This window comes from Microcoleus sp. PH2017_35_SFW_U_B, assembly GCF_020737865.1.
Taxonomy (GTDB): domain Bacteria; phylum Cyanobacteriota; class Cyanobacteriia; order Cyanobacteriales; family Microcoleaceae; genus Microcoleus.
This window is the reverse complement of record NZ_JAEQDE010000069.1, coordinates 1-20373: the sequence shown is the minus strand read 5'-3', so window position 1 is coordinate 20373 and position 20373 is coordinate 1. Positions and strand designations below refer to the sequence as shown.

The following is a 20373-nucleotide window of genomic DNA, read 5'->3' as shown; positions in this document are numbered from 1 at the left end:
CAACTGTCAACTGTCAACTGTCAACTGAACGAACGAGCGATCGCCACGCCAATTTGCCCAGCATCATATCACAGAAATTTTCATTTATCGGTATTATATAAAAAATTAACAATCCGTAGGATTTCCCAGATAAACTATTGTTTTGTAAACCAATGAAACAAAGCCACGATCGCCACAGTAAGCTTGATAAAGTTCGGTTAAATCCGAGATAAGTTTCTGCAATGGAGGCCCGGAGTTCGGCATATAAGATGAGCTTTGTGCCCGCCCGATTAACCCTGCTAAATCTAAATCTTGTCTGTTAGCAAATTCGATCGATCGCACATCAGTAAAATCTGCACTCGCAAGCAAAGGTTCGATCGAGCGATCGTGCTTTTGGGCAGGATAGCTCTGGGAAGCGCTCTTAACAATTTGAGTGTAGCCCTCTGTCAGCGCATCCGTGCGATCGCGCAAATTCCAAACAACAGCCAACCTTCCCGACGGCTTGAGAATTCGCCGAAATTCTGGTAAAGTTAAAACAGGATTGAACCAATGGAAAGACTGGAAACACGCGACTAAATCGAGCGATCGGTCAGGCAAATTAGTGGCTTCGGAAGTTCCGTCTCTAAACTCTACCAAAGTATGAGGTGCAGCCGCTTGTCTCATCTCGGCATTGGGTTCGATCGCTAATACTCGAACCTCTCTTTCTGCTAGCAAACGGGAAGAAATTCCTGTACCTGCACCGATATCGGCTGCGGTTAACCGTGAAGGTTCCCCAAGTCCTGCTAAAATCGCATCGATCGCAGCGGCTGGATAACTCGGGCGGTATTTGACATAATCCGTAGCGCGATCGGAAAATCGACCTAGCGGATTCATCTCGTATAACGGCGGTTTGGAGTTATCAGTCATTAGTTATTAGTTATGTATGAGTTATGAGTTATCAGTCATTAGTTATTAGCCATCAGTAATCATACCAAATCCGGGTTTAGAGCGCCGTTTATTTTCTTAGTCCGCGAAGGCGGACTTCGTTTTTGTAGAAGCGATTTTAATCGCCGAATCATAGTTCGATCGTAGCGCGGAACGGGCGATCGGCGAACAATATTAATACTCACCTACAAACTGCTCGTGAACCCACAGGAATTCGCGCCGTCTGTTCTGCACCCGAACTAAGCCACCAAAGCCAGGATCTTTGGCTTTTAGCAGCGCGTGTAATTCTCGCAAAATCGAGCCTTTCGCCATGATTGCTGAGTCGCCCTGTTGCCAATCTGGGATGTCATTTTCGTCAGACAAATTAGTAGCTAAATCGCTACCTTTCAAGGTAGATTCGATGCTTTTTTGTCCTAAATCGAGTTCTTCTTCAATGCCTTTGTAGGTAGCTTCGTCTAGCATGAACTTGGTGGCAGAGGCTGCGACAGGTAAGACTAGACTCAGGGTTCCGGTCAAAATTTTGAGATAGGGGGCTGCTTTGGTAAACCATTGGCGCGATACTTCCAATTCATAAACTCCTTTCTGCTTATCGTGAGGATTTAAGGCGGGAAGCGGTTGACGAGAGTGTTCGCACCAGAGGGTTATTTGCAATTTTGTACTAATCCATTTTGGGCGATTGAAAAACTTGGGATCGACGGGCTTGAAACTAAACAGGCGCGGGCCATCTTTCGCTTCATCGGTGAGCATTTGCATCAGTGACGCAAATTGCTCATCGACTTTGCTGAGAATGATCCGCTGTTCCTGAGACAATGACTGATATCGTTCTTGATTTCGACTATCGGAAGTCGCTATATTTTCGTGGATGATGTTTAGCTTGTCAACAATTTTTTGGAACTGCTGAATGCCGATTTCTTGGGATGGAGGTGGAGCAATTGGTGCGTTATTCAGTAAAGAATCGATATTTTGCCATTCATCGCAGCCTGAAATGTGACATTGATGCTCATCCCGATTCTTCTTTTTGCTCTTAATTAGTTTTTCTACCTCAAATAGCCCGTTCCCAGGCAGATTTTTACCACAAGGCGCAATACAAGGAACCATCACATTACATAGCAATCCTTTCCAATAATTTTCGACTAGCCATTTAATCTCTGCCGTGAGATAAGACAAGAACCGTTCTGGATAAGCCGCCCGCACGGTGATTTTGACATCACTGTCAATATATTCCAGCAATGCCCGACCGTTGTAGTCATCGTCAAGCATCAAACCGCGTTGCCAATGGATACTTTGTTCGTAATTGCATCGCCCCAGTGAGTATTTGTGCAAGCGCACAATTAACTGGTAAAACAATCCTTCTGCGACTGCAAGTTGTCCTCGATCGTCCACAATGCGGCAGATTTGTATTTGTTGTCTGTCTCCGGCTTCCGGTTGCTGTCCCCAATTGGACAATTCCGGGCGTGTATCGGGTACGAGTTGAGCAATCAAACTGGTATTACTGGGTTTAGTTGGATCGAGTACCACGCGGTAGGACAAATCGAAGCGTTCCATCAGCTTGAGAAAGATGGGATGTAGTTCTTTCGGGTAGCCGTTTTCGCCTGGAAACGGGGGATTCCTCCATAATTCACCCAGATGCTCAAAGTCTACTAAACCGTTGCGGCGGCGGGTCGTTTCATCATCAAGTACGAAGCTAATTGCCTTGGCCAACCAGTCGGGTTTGAGGATGACAATATCTCGCAGTATTGGATCGTAATGGTAATGGATGATATGCCCCAAGGTATGGGAAATGCGAAGAAAAAGTTCTGCTTGTTCTTTATCGATTCCGTGTTTAGCGCAGATGGCAATAACTTCATCGTAGGGCAGATAGGCTTTGTCGTTTGTCTGCAAGATTTCCCGCACTCGCTGCCATTTGGCGGGAATCGAACGTCCCATTTCGGGAAGAGAGGCGGCGACATTAGCGATCGCACTTTTTAATTCTGCCACGCCGTTGCAGGAGTTCTGAGTGTCAGGTTTGCTGTCGATATGAAAGAAGCCAAGCACCGTATCGCAGCCGAATCGATCGCAAATTTCCTGTCTGTCAATGTCGGGTTGTCGCTGTCCGGGGCCGCCGTGGGTGGCGACTACCAGGACTTTGGCATCGGGTTCGCGATGCTTGATCAGGGTAATCCACTCTTTGACAAAGCCTTGCTGGGGGCCTTCTCGCGGCTTCCACACCACCAGATACACGGCTGGTGCACTAAAAAACAATTGGTGCGTGGGTCGATAAACGGGTTGACCGCCAAAATCCCAACCATTGAGGGATATCTCTGTGTCGGTGTCGGGATGGGTGATAATGACTGGTTTAATTTCAATGCCGTGAGTTGTGGGACGACTTTCTAGCCATTCGTCTTCTCGTAATGCTCCGAGGAGGCAACTTTTGCCTACCTCGCCTTCACCGATCAAAATCAGTTTGGCTTCATTTAGGGTGATTTTTGCTTCTGCTTTTGCGCGCAGGTATTGCCAGAGGGCATCAGTGCCTTGCTGATAGGCGGCGGCGAGGTCTGGATTCAGAGGGTTGTTGGAGAGGTTAAGGTCTCGCAACTGGGTGAGGGATGCGATCGTCTCTGGCAGTTCCCTCAGTTCGTTGTTGCTGAGGTAAAGAGTTTGCAACTGGGTGAGAGATGCGATTGCCTCTGACAGTTCTGTCAGTTGGTTGCCGGAGAGGTTAATCTGTCCCAACTGGGTAAGGGAGGGGATCACGTCTGGCAGTTCCGTCAGTTGGTTGTTGGAGAGGTCAATGTGGTGCAACTGGGTGAGAGATGTGATCGCCTCTGGCAGTTCTCTCAGTTGGTTGTTGGAGAGGTTAAGCCATTTCAACTGGTTTAGGGAGGCGATCTCGTCTGGCAGTTCCCTCAGTTGAATGTCGCTAAGAATGAGTATTCTTGCTCCATTTTGCCGTGCCTTTTCAATGCGTTGCTGTGCTTCCCAATAGCTATCAGTTCCTAACATTGCCAATTCCCTGTTTTGATTTTTGTATATAAGTTCGATCATCGCCTTTTGAGATGAAAGGGCGATCTTGAGACATGATTTGATTTTGAATATTCCTTAATCTCACTACAAAATAACACGAATATTTTGGCGATTCGTGAGGTTTGAGTAAGGTTTTTGAATCTCGACGCGCCTAGTCCAAGAAACCGGGTTTCTACGGTAATTTACGCCTCCTCATGAGATTTTACGCAGAAACCCGGTTTCTGAGTCCCACGCGCTGAGTCCGAGAAACCGGGTTTCTACGAGAATTTACGCCTCCTCATGAGATGATCTGAAGAAACCCGGTTTCTGAATCTCGACGCGCCTAGTCCAAGAAACCGGGTTTCTACGACAATTTACGCCTCTTCACGAGATTTTCGCGAGAAACCCGGTTTCTGAGTCCCACGCGCTGAGTCCGAGAAACCGGGTTTCTACGAGAATTTTCGTATCTTCACGAGATTTTTCATAGAAACCCGGTTTCTGAGTTCCCGCGCTGAGCCCAAGAAACCGGGTTTCTGTGAGAATTTACGCCTCTTCACCAGATTTTCGCGAGAAACCCGGTTTCTGAGTTCCACGCGCTTAGTCCAAGAAACCGGGTTTCTGCGATAATTTAAACAACCTCACCAGATTTTTCGTAGAAACCCGGTTTCTGAGCCTCCCAGTTTCTGACTTCGGCTAGCCACTTACCTACTATCTGATATGCCACGTCGCCAAGTTATCTTGCAAGCGGGTAATTACTACCATGTTTATAACCGAGGTAATAACCGTCAGTTGATATTTTTTGAGCGAGAAAACTATATTTATTTTTTACGTCAATTAAGAAACCATCTGATTACTCATGGTGTCGATATTATTGCTTATTGTTTGATGCCGAACCACTATCATTTATTAGTTCACCTGAACACCAATCGTTTTTCCAACCTGATGCAGGCATTTACTCTGTCTTATACTAAGGCTATTAATAAACGCTATCAAAGAGTTGGTTCACTTTTTCAGGGACGGTTTGAGGCGATTCATGTGGGAGCATCTCAATTTTGTAAAAAGCATTTTTTTTATTATAGTGCTGTCCCCGCTCGCGTATTGTACAACTCGCGAGCGGGGACAGCACTATCTATATATAGCCTTTCTCAAAAAGATGAGGTATAACTGACAGCCCACACAACCCTTAAACCAAGAGGGCCCAAGCCCAACAACATCCGCGAATCTTTCTGAGAACCGCTATAAATGAAAAACTGAGATGCTCCCAGTTTCGATGGATCTGTTTGGGTTGCCCCTTTTGCTGCTGTTTTTCACGATTAATTGACCCGCCCAAAAACGGAAGTCCCCGCAGGGCTGTCGTGGGTATCCCAAGATTTTAGACCTTAGTTAGACCTCGCAGATTTATCTGTGGAGTAAATCTAAAATCTAAAACTGGTTCGATCGCGAAGTCGAAGAATCTAAAATCTAAAATCTAAAATCGACTGACGAGGTTTAAAGCAATCGAATCTACTTCGATCGCAAATTCTGACAAACAAAACCAAGCTAACACCAGCGATACCGAACGCTGGGCTTCGTTAATTGGTGGGCGAGCGCTGGTGCTGTTTGGTTTGTCGCAGCGTTCACTCAGAGGTGCTTTGCTGGCGGTTGCGGGCGGCAGTTTGGCGGCGCGCGGACTCGGGGTTGTGGAGGGTTTGCAGTCGGCTGCGGATGCGAATCAAAGGTAAAAGTGGCGATCGAATACAACCCTCCGGGCGGTGCGATCGGTGCGGGCGCTGCTAAACTATTTGGGGAAGATCCAGAACAGCAAATTGCTGACGATTTGCGCCACTTTAAGCAGTTTATGGAAGCTGGGGAAATAGCTACGACGGAAGGTCAATCTTCGGGCCGCAAGTTATAATTGCGATCGTGTTGGCTCGTCTAAAAATCATCAAGGATGAGGTACGTTGTTGCGCTTGGGCGCTATGCTAGATCTATGAAAGAGCGCTGAAGCGCAACAACGTACCTAAAGATCGATTCCCAGAAGAGTGCCTGTTGTGTTTATGACTAAAGTTCTTACTACGAACCTTTGAGTTTGTGTTACTTAAAATATTTGTTTGTTAGATTATTAACTGATGCCACCTGAAGTGATTTTTGGAAATGCGGGTGCTGAAGGTGCAAGTCGCGGCGGTTGGTTTGCGGGTCACTTTATAATGCCCGAAGATGACGCGCGATCGACTTCTGCGTTAGAGGTAAAATGGGGCGTTCACTCCGCCGGAGATTGCAGGACTCAGTGGGCGGTAAATGCGGCAGCAACTACGCTTTCTATTCTGGTAAAAGGGCGGTTTCGCTTGCAATTTCCTTCGCAAGAAATCTTGCTGTGTTGTGAAGGAGATTATGCTCTCTGGCTGCCGGGAGTGCCTCATTATTGGTCGGCCGAGGAGGATTCGGTTATCGTGACTGTGCGGTGGCCTTCGGTGTCGGGAGATAGTTCTGCGATTAAGAATTAACTTGAACTTCGGGAACTAAAACGCGACCATTATAACCCGCGCGGTGGTAACGATCGATCGCCTCTGATGCAATAACATCGGCTTTCCCACTCTTAACCAGTGCAACACAAGCACCACCAAAACCTCCGCCCGTCAGCCTCGCGCCGAAGACTCCGGGGATTGACTGCAAGATTGCCGCCAAGGCATCTACTGCAACCACCGAAACTTCGTAGTCGTCGCGCAAACTCGCATGGGAAGCATTCATTAAATCGCCGAAACGTTCGGCTGGTAAAGATTTTACAGCTTGCAGCACGCGGTTGTTTTCGGTGACTACGTGGCGCGATCGCCTTTTTAGGGGTTCTGGCAATACTTCCACTGCTTTGGGATCGCTGATATCCCTAAGGGCTTTAACTCCCAATATCCGGGCGGATTCTTCGCACTCAGCACGCCGCTGGTTGTAGCCACTTCCGGCTGCTAGGTTGTGGCTTTCACCGCTGTCAATGACTAAAATTTCTGTGCCTGTGGGAAAAGGTAGCGCGCGGTATTCGAGGCTGCGGGTGTCGATAAATAGCATCGTGTTGGTGTCTGCTAAACTCGACGCCATTTGATCCATGATGCCACAGTTCACCCCGGCATACCGGATTTCGGTTAGCTGTCCGATTTGAGCCAGCCGCACGTCGTCTAGGGGGAGGTTCAGCAGCGCGCGGATTGCTCTGAGGGTGGCTATTTCTAAAGCCGCGCTGCTGGACAAACCGGCGCCGATCGGCACATCGGAGGTAATGTAGAGATTTATTGGTGGTATTTTGTACCCTTCTTTTTCTAAAAGTCTGATGCAGCCACAGATATAACTGACGAATTTTTGCGGTATGGTATCGTCGTCTGAAAAATTTATGAGTTCGTCATATTCGGCTGAATAAAAATGGTGTCGGGTATCGCTGCTAAAGCCAATTTGTACTGTTGTGCGCTGCCCAATCGCAGTCGGAAGTACAAATCCATCGTTGTAGTCTGTGTGTTCGCCCAGCATATTTACTCTTCCGGGCGCGCTGGCTTGGGTTTGGGGTAATGTACCAAATACTCGTTGGAATTTCATTTTTGGGGAATTGGTAATTGGTAATTGGTAATTGGTAATTGGTAATTGGTAATTGGTAATTGGTAATTGGTAATTGGTAATTGGGAAGAAATAAACTTATTTTTTATCGTTAATTATTTTATGATGCCCAAGTTTTTTGCTGAATTCAACCCCTGTTTACAAAAATAAACATAACTTTAGCTTGGGAAAAAATATGGGGTTGTGATAGAATGGCAGGCTAAGATTTCTCGAAGAATTCAAAAAATGCGATCGACCAGACCCCGGAAACAGTTTGCTCAACATTGGCTCAAAAGCGAGAAAGCCTTAGATAAGATTGTCAAAGCGGCGAGTTTGTCGGGCGATCGCGTCCTGGAAATCGGGCCGGGCACTGGGATTCTGACTCGACCCTTGCTTGCTGCGGCTGAGTCTGTTGTTGCGGTGGAGATCGATCGAGATTTGTGCCTAAAACTCGCCAAGCAACTAGGCAAAAACGACAACTTTTTACTGCTACAAGGCGATTTTCTGGAAATGGATTTAGAGGCTGAACTAATCGCCTTTCCCAAATTCCAAGATCCCAATAAAGTTGTTGCCAACATTCCCTACAATATCACCGGCCCCATCCTGCAAAAACTGCTGGGAACGATATCTGTGCCGGTTGCGAAACCCTTCGATGCGATCGTCCTGTTGGTGCAGAAAGAAGTAGCCCAAAGGCTTTACGCTAAACCTGGTTCGACAGCTTTTGGCGCTTTGTCGGTGCGGGTGCAGTATTTAGCAGAATGCGAGTTAATTTGCGATGTGCCGTCTAGAGACTTTTATCCGCCGCCAAAAGTCGATTCCGCCGTGGTGCGGCTGCTGCCCCGAGTGATAGAAACGCCAGCAGTTAATCCGCGTTATTTAGAGACTTTAGTCAAGTTAGGATTTGGCAGCAAGCGCAAGATGCTGCGTAATAATTTAAAAGGATCTGTGGATTTAGATAAACTCGTTCAATTGTTAGAAAAGTTACAGATCAATCCTCAATCTCGCGCTGAAGATTTAAGCGTGGCGCAATGGGTAAATTTGAGCAATAATTTGTTTTCCGATGACTAGAATCCTTGCACTCCCAAGCTTTCTTATCTGGAAATAATCTGCGTTGCATCGTCGGTTGCATCTGTGGTTCGCCTATCAATCAAAGATTTATGCAATAAGTTTACTGATAACTGATGATTAATAACGTTCGCGAACTCTTGTTTACTCGCAAAACATGACTGATGAATAATGACTAATGACTTTCGCGTTTGGAAATAAAGTAAAGCAGTGTAATCGGGAGCGAGAAATAGGCGATCGCAATTATTGAATCTGAGGCTACGTGCAGCCAGACTAACTTGGTCTGCCATCGATAACAGCGCCCGTGGGGAATAAATGACCCCGAACTAAAAAAAGTTTTCCACATTTCCTGCATAATATTTCCTTTGAGTTGTGAGAAAATGTAGTCTGACTGGTGTCAATTAATTTCTTCAACCAGGGGTTTCTTTCACCCGCGGCTTAATCACCTATGCGTTCATATTCTCTGCTAGCTTCAGCAAAAATCAATCTGTATTTGGAGATAATAGGCGATCGCCCCGACGGATATCACGAACTGGCGATGGTGCTTCAAAGCATAGATTTGGCCGATCGAATTGACTTGCGCGCGATCGGAACGGACACGATCCGCGTGCGCTGCGATCACCCCCAAGTCCCGCCGGACAAGAATAATCTGGCTTATCGCGCGGCGGATTTGTTGGCGCAGCAATTTCCAGATGCTTTGGCGAAATACGGCGGAGTCGAGATTGCCATTCACAAGCAGATTCCGGTGGCCGCGGGGCTCGCCGGCGGTTCTGCAAATGCTGCCGCAGTTTTAGTCGGGATGGACTTGCTGTGGCAATTGGGACTCACTCAATCGGAGTTGCAAGAGTTGGGGGGAACTCTGGGTTCTGATGTGCCTTTTTGCATTGGAGGAGGTACGGCTCTGGCAACAGGTCGTGGGGATAAACTCTCTCCCCTGCCTGATTTGGGAGGTTTTTGTGTGGTGCTGGCGAAGTTTCGCAATCTCAGTATTTCTACTGCATGGTCGTATCAAACTTATCGCAAACAGTTCAGTAGTTCCTATTGTGCACCAGAAGATTTGGAATGTCGCCGCCAAAGGCTACATTCAGGGCCGATGGTGGGGGCGATCGCCCAAAAAGATCGATCGAAAATTGGTCAATTGCTGCACAACGATTTAGAAAAAGTTGCTTTACCCGTGTACCCGCAGGTGTTGCAATTGCGGGAGGCTTTTGAGTCGGCGGGGGTTTTGGGCGCGATGATGTCCGGTTCCGGGCCGACGGTGTTTGCGCTGTGTGAGTCTCCAGAGCAGGCTCAGCAGGTTCTGGAACGGGTGAAAAGTGCGATCGCTTCTCCCGATTTGGATTTTTGGGTAGCAAAGTTTAGCAATACTGGGATTCGGATTTTTTCGGAAGGAAATGATACGAAACCGCCGATTGTGAGGGTGTAACTCGCTGTCGGGTGCGATCGCGATCGTCGGTTAAATGTCAGTGGGGGCGATCCTCTCCGAGGGCTGCGCTAACGGCAAAAATGAATCTAACTTTGCGCGGAGTCTATTAAGATCGCAGAACTGATAAAATGACATGAAACACCGATTTTAGTTTTGGTAAATTAACCAGAAATCTAAAATCTAAAATCTAAAATCTAAAATCGCCATGGCTGATTTAACTAATCCAAATTCCACTTCTGAACCTCTAAGTTCGGCGCGGGATGCAACGCCTGCATCTCCCAAGCAGCCGACTGTTTTGCGGTGCGTGATTGGTTCGCTGATCGCGAGTGTGTTCGCTTTTGGTTTGTATTCGCTAACTATGTCGATCGCTCTAAATTTTGCTAGCAAGCCGCTGCATTCCACCAATATTACTGTGCTTAAAATTAGTGTCGCCGTGCGAACTTTAGTCGTGGGGATGGTGGCTTTAGGTACGGGCGTTTTTGGGCTGGCGGCAGTCGGCTTAATGCTGCTGGGTTTGCAAATTGGGATTCAAAAGTTGGTGAAGAAACCTGCTGGTTGAAACTATCAGACTACAGAAAATCTAGCCTGCAAGCTGAATACTTAATAGTAAGATCGAAGCAATGGAAGTATTTACGATCGGACACTCCAATCACAGTATTGAAGCGTTTATTTTGTTATTGGAACAACACGGAATTACAGCGGTTGCGGACGTGCGATCGCATCCTTTCAGCCGCTATTTACCTCATTTTAATAAATCAGAAATTACAGCTTCTCTGTCTGCTGCGGGCATTCAATATGTTTTTTTGGGGCAAGAATTGGGTGCGAGGCCGGAAGACTTAAGCTGTTACGATACTAGCGGTAAAGCTTTGTACGATCGCATAGCAGCGACTCCTCTATTTGCCTCAGGAATTCAACGCTTGCTCAAAGGCGCCACCAATTATAAAATCAGTTTAATGTGTGCGGAAAAAGACCCGATTACTTGTCACCGCACTATTTTAGTTTGCCACAAACTCAAAGAATTTAATTTGCAAATAAATCATATTCTGTCCGATGGCAGTTTAGAATCGCATCAGGATGTAGAAGCAAGACTTTTGAGCAAGTTTAACAAAGGTAAAAAAAATAATCAGCCAATTCAGTTAAGCTTGTTTGAATTAGAACCTCAAGTTAAAGATGAAATAGTTGATTTAGAAACAGCTTATTATCGTTATGGATTGGAAATCGCTTATGTCACCAAAGAAAGCAATTAATTTATTTACAATTGGTTTTACTCAAAAAAGCGCCGAGCAATTTTTTGATACTTTGATAAAAGCCGGAGTCCGCAGGGTGATAGATACGCGGCTGAATAATGTGTCCCAGTTAGCTGGTTTTGCTAAGCGGAAAGATTTAGAGTATTTTTTGCGGACAATTGGTAATATTAAGTATGTGCATATTCTGGATTTAGCGCCGACTCAAGATATTCTGGATGATTATAAAAAGAAAAAGGGAGATTGGGATGTTTATGAACAGCAGTTTTTGCAGTTGATTCGCGATCGACAAATTGAGCAAAAAATTTCGCCGGATATTCTAGACTGCGGGTGTCTGCTTTGTAGCGAACCACAGCCTCACAACTGTCACCGCCGTTTAGTTGCTGAATATCTCAACGATAAGTGGCAAAATGTCAAAATTAGTCATCTTTGAATTGCATAGCTGGCGGGGAGTGTACGCCATAAATACAGGAATCAATCTAAAATCTAACATCTAAAATCGAATGACTCGGATAATTTGCCTTGCTAATTCCTGGAAACGAGGTGACAGGTGCATCGCTGGAATTAATGAAATTAATGGTAACTGGGTACGTCCAATTTCCGACTTACCAGACGGCCAGATTCCTAAAGAAATACGGCAGATAAATAGACTGGAACCGGCATTATTAGATGTTATAGACATTCCTTTGGCAAATACGGGGCCGGATTTTGGTTTTGAGTGTGAAAATCTGTCTATTATTCCGGGAAAATGGCAGCACGTCGGGAAGGTTTCTTCTGCATATTTACTGAAATATTTCCGCGATCGGGCATATATTTTGCATAATGATTTGCGATTTGTGACAGTAGATTATATGCAGTCTTTGCCAAGGGAAGAGCGCATTACTTTACAATTAATAAAAGCAGTAAAATTTACCGTAAGAATGGTCGGCAAAAGATTTGAAAGTGGGAATAAATGGGAAGGATCTATTGTAACTGCATACAATCAAAAATTGACGGCAACAATTACCGATCCGGTGTTTACTAGAAGGTTGGATTTGGGTTATCGCCCGGAAAAAGCTTGTTTGCTAACCATCAGTTTAAGTATGCCTTGGCGGCCTGATGATTGGGAAGGAGACGATCCTTGTTGGAAGTTGATTGCGGGTGTGATTGAGTTGGAGGAAGATATTATTTATTATTGATTAGCAATACGAAGGACAGTTTTAGATCTAATCTAGTATCTCAAACCGTTGATGGCTATAGGGATGACTATTCTTTAAGTCTCGCCCGCTCGTTTCAAAAAATCATTAAAAATGCCAGGGCTTACTCGCGATACGCTTACAGAGTCGTTAAAAAACTGTCCGAAGTATTGGATTAGCTGGTGTTTTGATTGAAATGGCGATCGATTATTGATTTTTGATTAATTTTAGCAACAACTCTTGACATCGCATACATTTGAAATTATGGTAGGGCGATCGGCGCGCACCATAGGTTTAGAGATTTTGTTCGAGATTTAACATTCTTCGTGCTATAATTCTGCGGGACTGTAGCAGAAAGGGGTGCTTTTTCATGAAAGCAGAATTTTATTATGACTGTCACAGATATATTTGCAGCTTAGTTCAAGTTGATTTTGTCAAAGAATTAAAAATTAAAAATCATCAAGGTTTTGTGTTGGCTGTTAAGCAAGGAGAAAAGATTGGACTTTTGGGGAAAAGTCGCCATAATGCTAAACAAGTTGATGTGTCTAAGCCGCATTTTTATAATGTAATTAAAGCAGCAATGAGCGCTTTGGAATTAGAAACTAGAAATGAAGTCATATTAGAGAGAAATCGAACTATTGCTGATGGGGAAGAAATGATTCAGCAGCAAAACCGAGAAATTCGCGTTTTGAATGAACAGCTTAGAATTCAATCGACTCAGATTGAGCATTTGTCAAGGGAAAACCAGCAGTTATCGGTGCAGCTAGTAGAGAAGGAAATTAGAGAAACTCAAATTAGTCAAGAAATTGAGGAAGATTTAGCGGCGGAAATTGACGATTGGGTTGGAGAATCTGAAATTAGTGAAGAAATCGATGAATTGCCGATTTTAGATTCTGGATTTGGATTGGAGTTAATCGAACATCAGCAGGATTTGCAGGATGTTGAGAAAGCTGAAGAAATCAGCGGAGGCGAGGTTGAAGTTTTGGATTTAGAAATTGTAGAACAAGTGGATGTTCCAGCCGACAATGAAATTAAGCACCTGGCTAAAAGAGGTTCACAGAGAAAGATGCGAAAGAAATAATCAAAAAATTTAATATTTTTTAAGACTCACAGGTTTGTAGTGAGGACTTCAGTCCTTCTTAAAGGTTCGTAGTGAGGACTTCAGTCCTTGGATTGGATGCGGACTGAAGTCCTGGCTACGAACCAATTATAGGGTGCATCGGGTTTTTCAAGAGGGCGAAGCATGACCGTATATGAGTTATTAGTTATAATCTCATATTGACTGCGGTCATGCTTCGCCCCTACAATCATATTTACCAAACTCAGATCCACCCCAATTATATTTTATTATGGGTTGGAATTTTACATTTATTATAGGTTGGAATTTTGCAAAATTTCTCTAATTCTTGTCCGAAATAGACGCACGGCCGATCTTTGTCCGATCGCCCTGCTTTGTTCGATAAATCCTGGTATTTCTGCGATCGGCAAAAATGGAAAAGCTACACTTTGACCAACACTCTCGTATTTGTCATCGACAAGTTGATAAACTTCTAGAGTTTGGCGGCGGTATCTCCAAATTTCTGGAACGCCCAAAGCTGCATAAATTGCGAATTTGTTTAGAGAAGAATTGGTGTAATCCGACTCGACAGCCAAATCCGGCGGCGGATCGGTTTCCAAGTCAATATCTCTGCTTCTTACTAAAGCTTCATTCTGGATGTAGAAACAGGTATCTGGTTCGATCGCGCGACTTAAATCTTCTCGTTTAAGCAGCAGAGATCGGAGTTTCATTACCTCAATTTCTAGCTCATCTGCTAGGGCTTCAATAAAACTTTCTAACATCCCTGTAGGCATTTCATGTTCTTGGTAGGGCATTCTGATTTCTAATACTCCATTGTCATAGGCAATTCTCCACGCACGATCGTCTCCAACATCAGCAAGCAACGCTTGAAAAGTTTGCCAGCTAACGCCTTTCAAAACAACTTTTGACTCTCGGATAATTTGCTCTTGTACGGGAGGAGACGGGGTTATTGTTTGCGGATTCATATTGCGAGTCCTCTGTATTGGTTTTGCGATCGAAGGTGAACAAACTTATAGCAGTTATAAACAGCCGTGTTAGGAAAGAAGTGTTGTTTAGTATTTTGTCCGGTGCGTCGCTATGAGATTGTCGATCTGATGCGAGGTATTTCAATGGCGACACACCCTACTAATAGTCAGGTGCGTCGCTATGAGATTGTCGATCTGATGCGAGGTATTTCAATGGCGACACACCCTACTAATAGTATTATGATAGCATTTTTAGTCGGGATTTCTCGGCGATTAGGTACTCCGGTACCCAAAAACGATCGATCGACATGAGAATAGCTACAGACATGAAAATATCAATATTTTCTCCCATTTCCTCAGTGGGCAATAAGCCAAATAATTCGTCGAATTCCTTGACATCTGCTAAAATATTATCAAAGTCTTCTACAAGTTCGTCCGGGTAAATGCAGTGGATTCCTCTCTCATCTTCATAATATGCTTCTTCGTCAGGAAAGAATTGTGAGGGTTTGAGTTCTTCCATGAGATAATCTATCTTGTGAAACTCTGCTTCGGGAACGATCGCAGCTAGATCCTTCCCTGCTTGCTGTAAAATAAAACGATCGCCCTTTTGCATCACTCGTTTCACGATCTCGATCGCATTTTCGCAAAATTCCTCAACAGTTAAGCGAAAAAACCCCTCAGAGTCGATCGCCAGTTTAGCCCCCACAGCCGCGCCCACAGCAGAATTTTGACAATTATCCAGGGCGATCGGTAAGATCGTAGGTGCGATCGAACTACCGTCAGCAGCATTAAATCCTTCAGTCATCAGTCGTTCCCCAACATACGCATAATTGTTGACAATATTGCACAATAGATAAAATTGTAAATATATAGCACCTACGTCTTTTTACCGCTGATGAATAGCAAATTTCTCGATCGACTCCACCACCCCTCGCGCCCAGTCATCGTCTTCGACGGCGCCATGGGAACCAACCTGCAAGTCCAAAACCTCACCGCAGAAGACTTTGGCGGCAAAGAATACGAAGGCTGCAACGAATATCTCGTGCACACCAAGCCGGAAGCCGTCGCCAACGTGCACCGAGGATTCCTCGAAGCAGGCGCCGATGTCATCGAAACAGACACCTTCGGCGCTGCTTCCATCGTGCTCGCGGAGTACGATTTAGCCGACAAAGCCTATTATCTCAACAAAACGGCGGCTGAACTCGCCAAGAATATCGCAGCAGAATTTGACACGCCCGAAAAACCGAGATTTGTCGCAGGATCGATCGGCCCGGGTACCAAATTGCCAACCTTAGGACACATCGATTTTGACACGCTAACCGCCGCTTTTACCGAACAAGCCGAAGGACTTTATGACGGCGGCGTTGACTTATTTATAGTCGAAACTTGTCAAGACGTGCTGCAAATTAAATCAGCATTAAATGCCATTGAAGAAGTATTTAAGAAAAAAGGTGCGCGGATTCCGCTGATGGTATCAGTCACAATGGAAGCCACCGGCACAATGTTAGTCGGTTCCGACATCAGCGCCGCTTTAGCTATTTTGCAGCCGTATCCCATAGATATTTTAGGATTAAACTGTGCCACCGGGCCCGATCGCATGGCGGAACACGTCAAATATCTATCCGAACATTCGCCCTTCGTGGTTTCCTGCGTACCAAACGCTGGTTTACCCGAAAACATTGGCGGCCACGCACACTACAAACTGACGCCGATTGAATTAAAAATGGCCTTGATGCGCTTCGTCGAAGACTTAGGCGTGCAAGTCATTGGCGGCTGCTGCGGTACTCGCTACGATCACATCCGCGAACTGTCAGAAATTGGCACAACTCTTAAACCCAAAATTCGCGAAATTACTTGGGAACCAGCCGCTGCTTCAATTTATAGCGCCCAACCCTACGAACAAGAAAATTCCTTCTTAATTGTCGGGGAAAAACTCAACGCTAGCGGTTCCAAAAAATGCCGCGATTTGCTAAACGCCGAAGACTGGGACGGTTTAGTAGCAATGGCTAGAGAACAAGTGCGAGAAGGCGCGCACGTTCTCGATGTCAACGTCGATTATGTCGGGCGCGACGGCGTGCGCGATATGAAAGAATTAGTATCCCGGGTTGTGACTAATGCAACTCTGCCTTTAATGCTGGATTCCACCGAGTGGGAAAAGATGGAAGCTGGCTTGAAAGTTGCGGGCGGCAAATGTTTGCTGAATTCTACTAACTATGAAGACGGAGAACCGCGTTTTTATCAAGTTTTGGAGTTGGCTAAAAAGTACGGCGCAGGGATTGTGATCGGAACGATTGATGAAGATGGGATGGCGCGCACTGCTGACCAAAAATTTGCGATCGCCCAACGCGCCTATAACGCCGCCGTCGCCTATGGAATTCCCGCCTCAGAACTCTTTTTTGACACCCTGGCTTTGCCGATTTCTACCGGGATTGAAGAAGACCGAAAAAACGGCAAAGCTACCATCGAATCTATCCGCCGCATCCGCCAAGAATTGCCGGGATGTCACGTGATTTTGGGAGTTTCTAACATTTCCTTCGGCTTGAATCCGGCGGCGCGCCAAGTTCTCAATTCCATGTTTTTGCACGAAGCGATGCAGGCGGGGATGGATTCGGCGATTATCAGCGCTAACAAGATTTTGCCGATCGCCAAAATCGACCCCAAACACCAGGAAATCTGCCGCAAACTGATCTACGACGAACGGGAGTTCGACGGCGATATTTGCATTTACGACCCCTTGGGCGACCTAACAACGGTGTTTGCGGGCAAAACTACCAAGCGCGATCGTACCCAAGACGAAAACCTCCCCGTCGAAGAACGATTGAAGCGCCACATCATCGATGGCGAACGCATCGGCCTCGACATCCAACTCGCCAAAGCATTAGAAACCTATCCGCCCCTGCAAATTATCAATACCTTCTTGTTAGATGGGATGAAAGTAGTCGGAGAATTGTTCGGTTCGGGACAAATGCAGCTACCATTTGTATTGCAATCAGCCGAAACCATGAAAGCGGCAGTTGCTTATTTAGAACCGTACATGGAAAAGTCCGAATCCGGGGACAATGCTAAAGGCACATTTATCATTGCGACTGTCAAAGGCGACGTTCATGACATTGGCAAAAACTTGGTTGATATTATCCTATCAAACAACGGCTATCGAGTGATTAACTTGGGAATTAAACAGCCAGTTGATAATATCATCGAAGCCTACGAAAAGCACAAAGCCGATTGTATTGCCATGAGTGGCTTGCTGGTAAAATCCACCGCATTTATGAAGGAAAATTTGGAGGTATTCAACCAGAGAGGCATTACCGTTCCAGTGATTTTGGGCGGTGCAGCTTTGACTCCCAAATTTGTCCATGAAGATTGCCAAAATACTTATAACGGTAAAGTTGTTTACGGCAAAGATGCGTTTTCTGACTTGAACTTTATGGAGAAACTGATGCCAGCCAAATCTGCTGGAAACTGGGAAGATTTGGCTGGATTTTTAGATGAAGTTGGGAGTGAGAATGGGGCGGTGAAAGCAGCTAAAACTTCGGCAGAAACTGCGGTTGAGGATGCGAAGAAGGCAGACACTCCGGTGATTGTTGATACCAAGCGTTCCGAAGCAGTTGATGCAAATATCGATCGCCCGAATCCTCCTTTCTGGGGTACAAAACTGTTATCGCCCGAAGAAATCCCCTTTGAAGAGCTTTTCTGGCACTTAGATTTGCAAGCCTTAGTTGCTGGACAGTGGCAATTCCGCAAGCCAAAAGACCAATCGCGGGAAGAATACGATGCTTTCTTAGCTGAGACAGTTTATCCAATCTTGGCAGAATGGAAACACAAAATCATCACCGAAAAGTTACTGCACCCGCAAGCAATTTACGGGTATTTCCCCTGTCAAGCTGAAGGAAATTCCTTGTATCTGTATGACCCAGAAATTATGAAGGGCGGGCAAGATGCCCACCCCACAGCAGAAAATAGTGGCACAGGCATCTTGCCTGTGAATGCCAATAGTGGCACAGGCATCTTGCCTGTGACAACATTGACATTTCCCCGGCAAAAATCGGCGCGCCGGCTGTGCATTGCCGACTTCTTCGCGCCGAAAGAATCGGGTAAAATCGATGTATTTCCGATGCAAGTAGCGACGGTGGGAGAAGTTGCTACGGAGTACGCACAAAAGCTATTTGCTAACAATCAATACACCGATTATCTCTACTTCCACGGATTGGCGGTACAGACGGCGGAAGCAGTAGCCGAATGGACTCACGCGCGGATTCGCCGGGAATTGGGTTTTGCTAGCGAGGAACCGGATAATATTCGGGATATGCTGGCGCAGCGATATCGCGGTTCGCGCTACAGTTTCGGCTATCCTGCTTGTCCGAATATGGCGGATCAGTACAAGCAATTGGATTTGCTAAAGTGCGATCGTATAAACCTGTATATGGATGAAAGCGAACAACTTTATCCGGAACAGTCAACCACTGCAATTATCACCTATCACCCAGCCGCTAAATACTTCACAGCTTAATTTATTAGTGCGCGCGGAGTACCATTAGTGTCAACTTAACGTCAAATGTACTATCGATTTACTGTTTGACGACTAGGCCCAGATCTCCCTGGCACCCCCCTTAAAAAGGGGGGAACCGGAAGATATCAAAGTCCCCCTTTTTAAGGGGGATTTAGGGGGATCTAGACTCAGCAAAAAGCGCATTATACAAATAAAACTCGGCGGTTGAAACCGCTAGTACACAAACAAAGTCCGCCTTCGCGGACTGAAGAATACACAAATTCACCCAATAAAAAAGCACCTTGAAAAAGTGCTTTCATGAACCGGAAGTTTGATTGTCCCACCAAACTTTTACAAGTGATTCCGGGGAGTGCGGGCGCCGGCAGATGCTCCGGCCATTGAAGCAACCAAACCCAATAATGAGCCGAACAAAAATGACCAACCAGCTTTAGCGGCATTTTCAGCAATATTCCGAGCATCCTGAGCAGAAACGCTAGGCGCTTGGTTGGGTAGATTTACGCCGCCTTGTTGGGCTTGATTAATCGCTGCTCCGGCATTCGCTGCTACTACGCCAAAAGTCCCAGCTACGCCATTTGCTAACAGCCAAGAGCCAATTGTTAAGGTAGTTGCCCACAAAATTGCTCCGTTCAAAAGCGCGGTGCTGCGGTTCATCGGGCCGCAAGCGCGAGCAGTTACCCAACCGCCAACGCCCAAGCTTATTAATAAACTGATAATTGACCAAATTCCTACTCCAGTACCGACGTTGCCTGCAATACTGCGCGGAGCTCCTGAATTAGCAATGTTGCTCAACCCGATCGCAGCACCCAACGCACTTAACACCAGTTGTGTGCCGATCGCAATTACCAAACCTGAAAAAATTGGGCCCCACCGCACTAAATCGTGATATTCCATGACCGGCTTAACTAGAGTCTGCTCGGTAACAACGTTGTCTACTGGTCTATTTACGTATGCCATAGCTTTTCCTTTCCTTTGAGAGTTGGTTTTATTTTTAACAATCTTTCACCTAAGCATTGATTGTGGCTGAGATTGATAGAAACCATATCTGCCTGGGGAAATAACCAGTATCTATGTCTGAAGAAATAAACTAAAAAGTCATCAGCTTTCAGCCAGCAGCTATTAGCTAATGACTGATGACTGATGGCTGATAACCAATAACTATTTTATCCAGTTAAAAAAGTTCGCTGATGTATAGAGGAAAAGCGGCTTATTAACGCAATCTGACAGCAGTCCCAACAGCAGTAATCAACAGCAAAGCCCCCGAAGAGTCTACATTAATCGTGCCGGTGTCAACTTCCACCCCGATCACGGCATTAGCACCCAGGCGCTGGGCCCGTTTTTCCAGTTCCGCGAGGGCATGTCCCTGCCCTCGCGGAAATCTGCTATGCTTACTGAAAGTAGCTCCCTACTTTAGGAGCCTACTTGGAGAATAGAGTCTACCTAGACTAAATCTAGAAACAATCTAGAAACCATAGAACC

At 45.7% G+C, this 20373-nt stretch carries 18 protein-coding genes and 1 pseudogene; 11 read left to right on the top strand and 8 right to left on the bottom strand.

Annotation, left to right across the window (positions count from 1 at the left end; all coding sequences use genetic code 11):
• Positions 1 to 105: 105 nt before the first annotated feature.
• Both JGK36_RS19130 and JGK36_RS19125 read right to left on the bottom strand, forming a co-directional pair.
• On the bottom strand, positions 106 to 885 hold the full coding sequence (locus JGK36_RS19130; RefSeq protein ID WP_293197343.1) for a class I SAM-dependent methyltransferase: 780 nt from the start codon (positions 883 to 885) through the stop codon (positions 106 to 108).
• Between the two features lie 192 nt (positions 886 to 1077).
• The gene (locus JGK36_RS19125) at positions 1078 to 3927 is read right to left on the bottom strand and encodes a COR domain-containing protein (protein WP_293197341.1); all 2850 of its coding nucleotides are present in this window, start codon (positions 3925 to 3927) and stop codon (positions 1078 to 1080) included.
• A 675-nt stretch (positions 3928 to 4602) separates the two neighbouring features.
• On the opposite strand from JGK36_RS19125, the gene JGK36_RS19120 reads away from it, so the two are divergent.
• The 3 genes from JGK36_RS19120 to JGK36_RS19110 all read left to right on the top strand — a co-directional run bounded on the left by JGK36_RS19120 (position 4603) and on the right by JGK36_RS19110 (position 6368).
• Positions 4603 to 5049 carry a transposase gene (locus tag JGK36_RS19120; protein WP_293185994.1) on the top strand — a complete coding sequence of 149 codons (447 nt, stop codon included), beginning with the start codon at positions 4603 to 4605 and terminating at the stop codon, positions 5047 to 5049.
• A gap of 559 nt (positions 5050 to 5608) precedes the next feature.
• Positions 5609 to 5779: a hypothetical protein gene (locus JGK36_RS33925; protein WP_325315344.1), complete on the top strand. Its 171-nt coding sequence runs from the start codon at positions 5609 to 5611 to the stop codon at positions 5777 to 5779.
• Between the two features lie 214 nt (positions 5780 to 5993).
• Complete coding sequence (locus JGK36_RS19110) at positions 5994 to 6368, top strand: signal peptidase I (protein ID WP_293185993.1); 375 nt, start codon at positions 5994 to 5996, stop codon at positions 6366 to 6368.
• Here the strand turns inward: JGK36_RS19110 and galK are convergent.
• Positions 6358 to 7437, bottom strand: coding sequence for a galactokinase (gene galK / locus JGK36_RS19105; RefSeq protein ID WP_293185992.1), 1080 nt, complete (start codon positions 7435 to 7437; stop codon positions 6358 to 6360). The two genes, JGK36_RS19110 and galK, sit on opposite strands and share 11 nt — an antisense overlap.
• A 243-nt stretch (positions 7438 to 7680) precedes the next feature.
• On the opposite strand from galK, the gene rsmA reads away from it, so the two are divergent.
• On the top strand, positions 7681 to 8502 hold the full coding sequence (gene rsmA, locus JGK36_RS19100) for a 16S rRNA (adenine(1518)-N(6)/adenine(1519)-N(6))-dimethyltransferase RsmA (RefSeq protein WP_293185990.1): 822 nt from the start codon (positions 7681 to 7683) through the stop codon (positions 8500 to 8502).
• Between the two features lie 172 nt (positions 8503 to 8674).
• Here rsmA and JGK36_RS19095 read toward each other — a convergent pair whose 3' ends face one another.
• Positions 8675 to 8845, bottom strand: coding sequence for a hypothetical protein (locus JGK36_RS19095; protein ID WP_293201054.1), 171 nt, complete (start codon positions 8843 to 8845; stop codon positions 8675 to 8677).
• 102 nt (positions 8846 to 8947) lie between these two features.
• On the opposite strand from JGK36_RS19095, the gene ispE reads away from it, so the two are divergent.
• From ispE to JGK36_RS19065, 6 genes are all read left to right on the top strand, one after another.
• A complete protein-coding gene (gene ispE / locus JGK36_RS19090) occupies positions 8948 to 9925 on the top strand; it encodes a 4-(cytidine 5'-diphospho)-2-C-methyl-D-erythritol kinase (protein ID WP_293147908.1) in 978 nt (325 codons plus the stop codon).
• Positions 9926 to 10130: 205 nt separating this feature from the next.
• Entirely contained in the window at positions 10131 to 10484 is a 354-nt protein-coding gene (locus JGK36_RS19085) for a DUF3082 domain-containing protein (protein ID WP_293185987.1), read from the top strand.
• Between the two features lie 61 nt (positions 10485 to 10545).
• Positions 10546 to 11172, top strand: coding sequence for a DUF488 family protein (locus JGK36_RS19080; RefSeq protein WP_293185985.1), 627 nt, complete (start codon positions 10546 to 10548; stop codon positions 11170 to 11172).
• Entirely contained in the window at positions 11150 to 11602 is a 453-nt protein-coding gene (locus JGK36_RS19075; RefSeq protein WP_293185983.1) for a DUF488 family protein, read from the top strand. The genes JGK36_RS19080 and JGK36_RS19075 overlap by 23 nt, the downstream gene beginning before the upstream one ends.
• Before the next feature lie 70 nt (positions 11603 to 11672).
• Positions 11673 to 12347, top strand: coding sequence for a hypothetical protein (locus JGK36_RS19070; RefSeq protein ID WP_293185982.1), 675 nt, complete (start codon positions 11673 to 11675; stop codon positions 12345 to 12347).
• Positions 12348 to 12714: 367 nt separating this feature from the next.
• A complete protein-coding gene (locus JGK36_RS19065; protein WP_293185981.1) occupies positions 12715 to 13425 on the top strand; it encodes a hypothetical protein in 711 nt (236 codons plus the stop codon).
• 290 nt (positions 13426 to 13715) lie between these two features.
• Here the strand turns inward: JGK36_RS19065 and JGK36_RS19060 are convergent, their stop codons facing one another.
• A complete protein-coding gene (locus JGK36_RS19060; RefSeq protein WP_293185980.1) occupies positions 13716 to 14387 on the bottom strand; it encodes a Uma2 family endonuclease in 672 nt (223 codons plus the stop codon).
• A 238-nt stretch (positions 14388 to 14625) separates the two neighbouring features.
• Complete coding sequence (locus JGK36_RS19055; RefSeq protein WP_293193291.1) at positions 14626 to 15192, bottom strand: type II toxin-antitoxin system Phd/YefM family antitoxin; 567 nt, start codon at positions 15190 to 15192, stop codon at positions 14626 to 14628.
• A gap of 90 nt (positions 15193 to 15282) precedes the next feature.
• On the opposite strand from JGK36_RS19055, the gene metH reads away from it, so the two are divergent.
• Positions 15283 to 18897 carry a methionine synthase gene (metH, locus tag JGK36_RS19050; protein WP_293197339.1) on the top strand — a complete coding sequence of 1205 codons (3615 nt, stop codon included), beginning with the start codon at positions 15283 to 15285 and terminating at the stop codon, positions 18895 to 18897.
• A 330-nt stretch (positions 18898 to 19227) separates the two neighbouring features.
• Here metH and JGK36_RS19045 read toward each other — a convergent pair whose 3' ends face one another.
• Together JGK36_RS19045 and JGK36_RS19040 are read right to left on the bottom strand one after the other, a co-directional pair.
• The gene (locus JGK36_RS19045; protein ID WP_293185976.1) at positions 19228 to 19851 is read right to left on the bottom strand and encodes a hypothetical protein; all 624 of its coding nucleotides are present in this window, start codon (positions 19849 to 19851) and stop codon (positions 19228 to 19230) included.
• Positions 19852 to 20104: 253 nt separating this feature from the next.
• Positions 20105 to 20266: pseudogene (locus tag JGK36_RS19040) on the bottom strand (heavy metal-binding domain-containing protein); the annotation flags it as partial.
• Between the last annotated feature and the right edge of the window lie 107 nt (positions 20267 to 20373).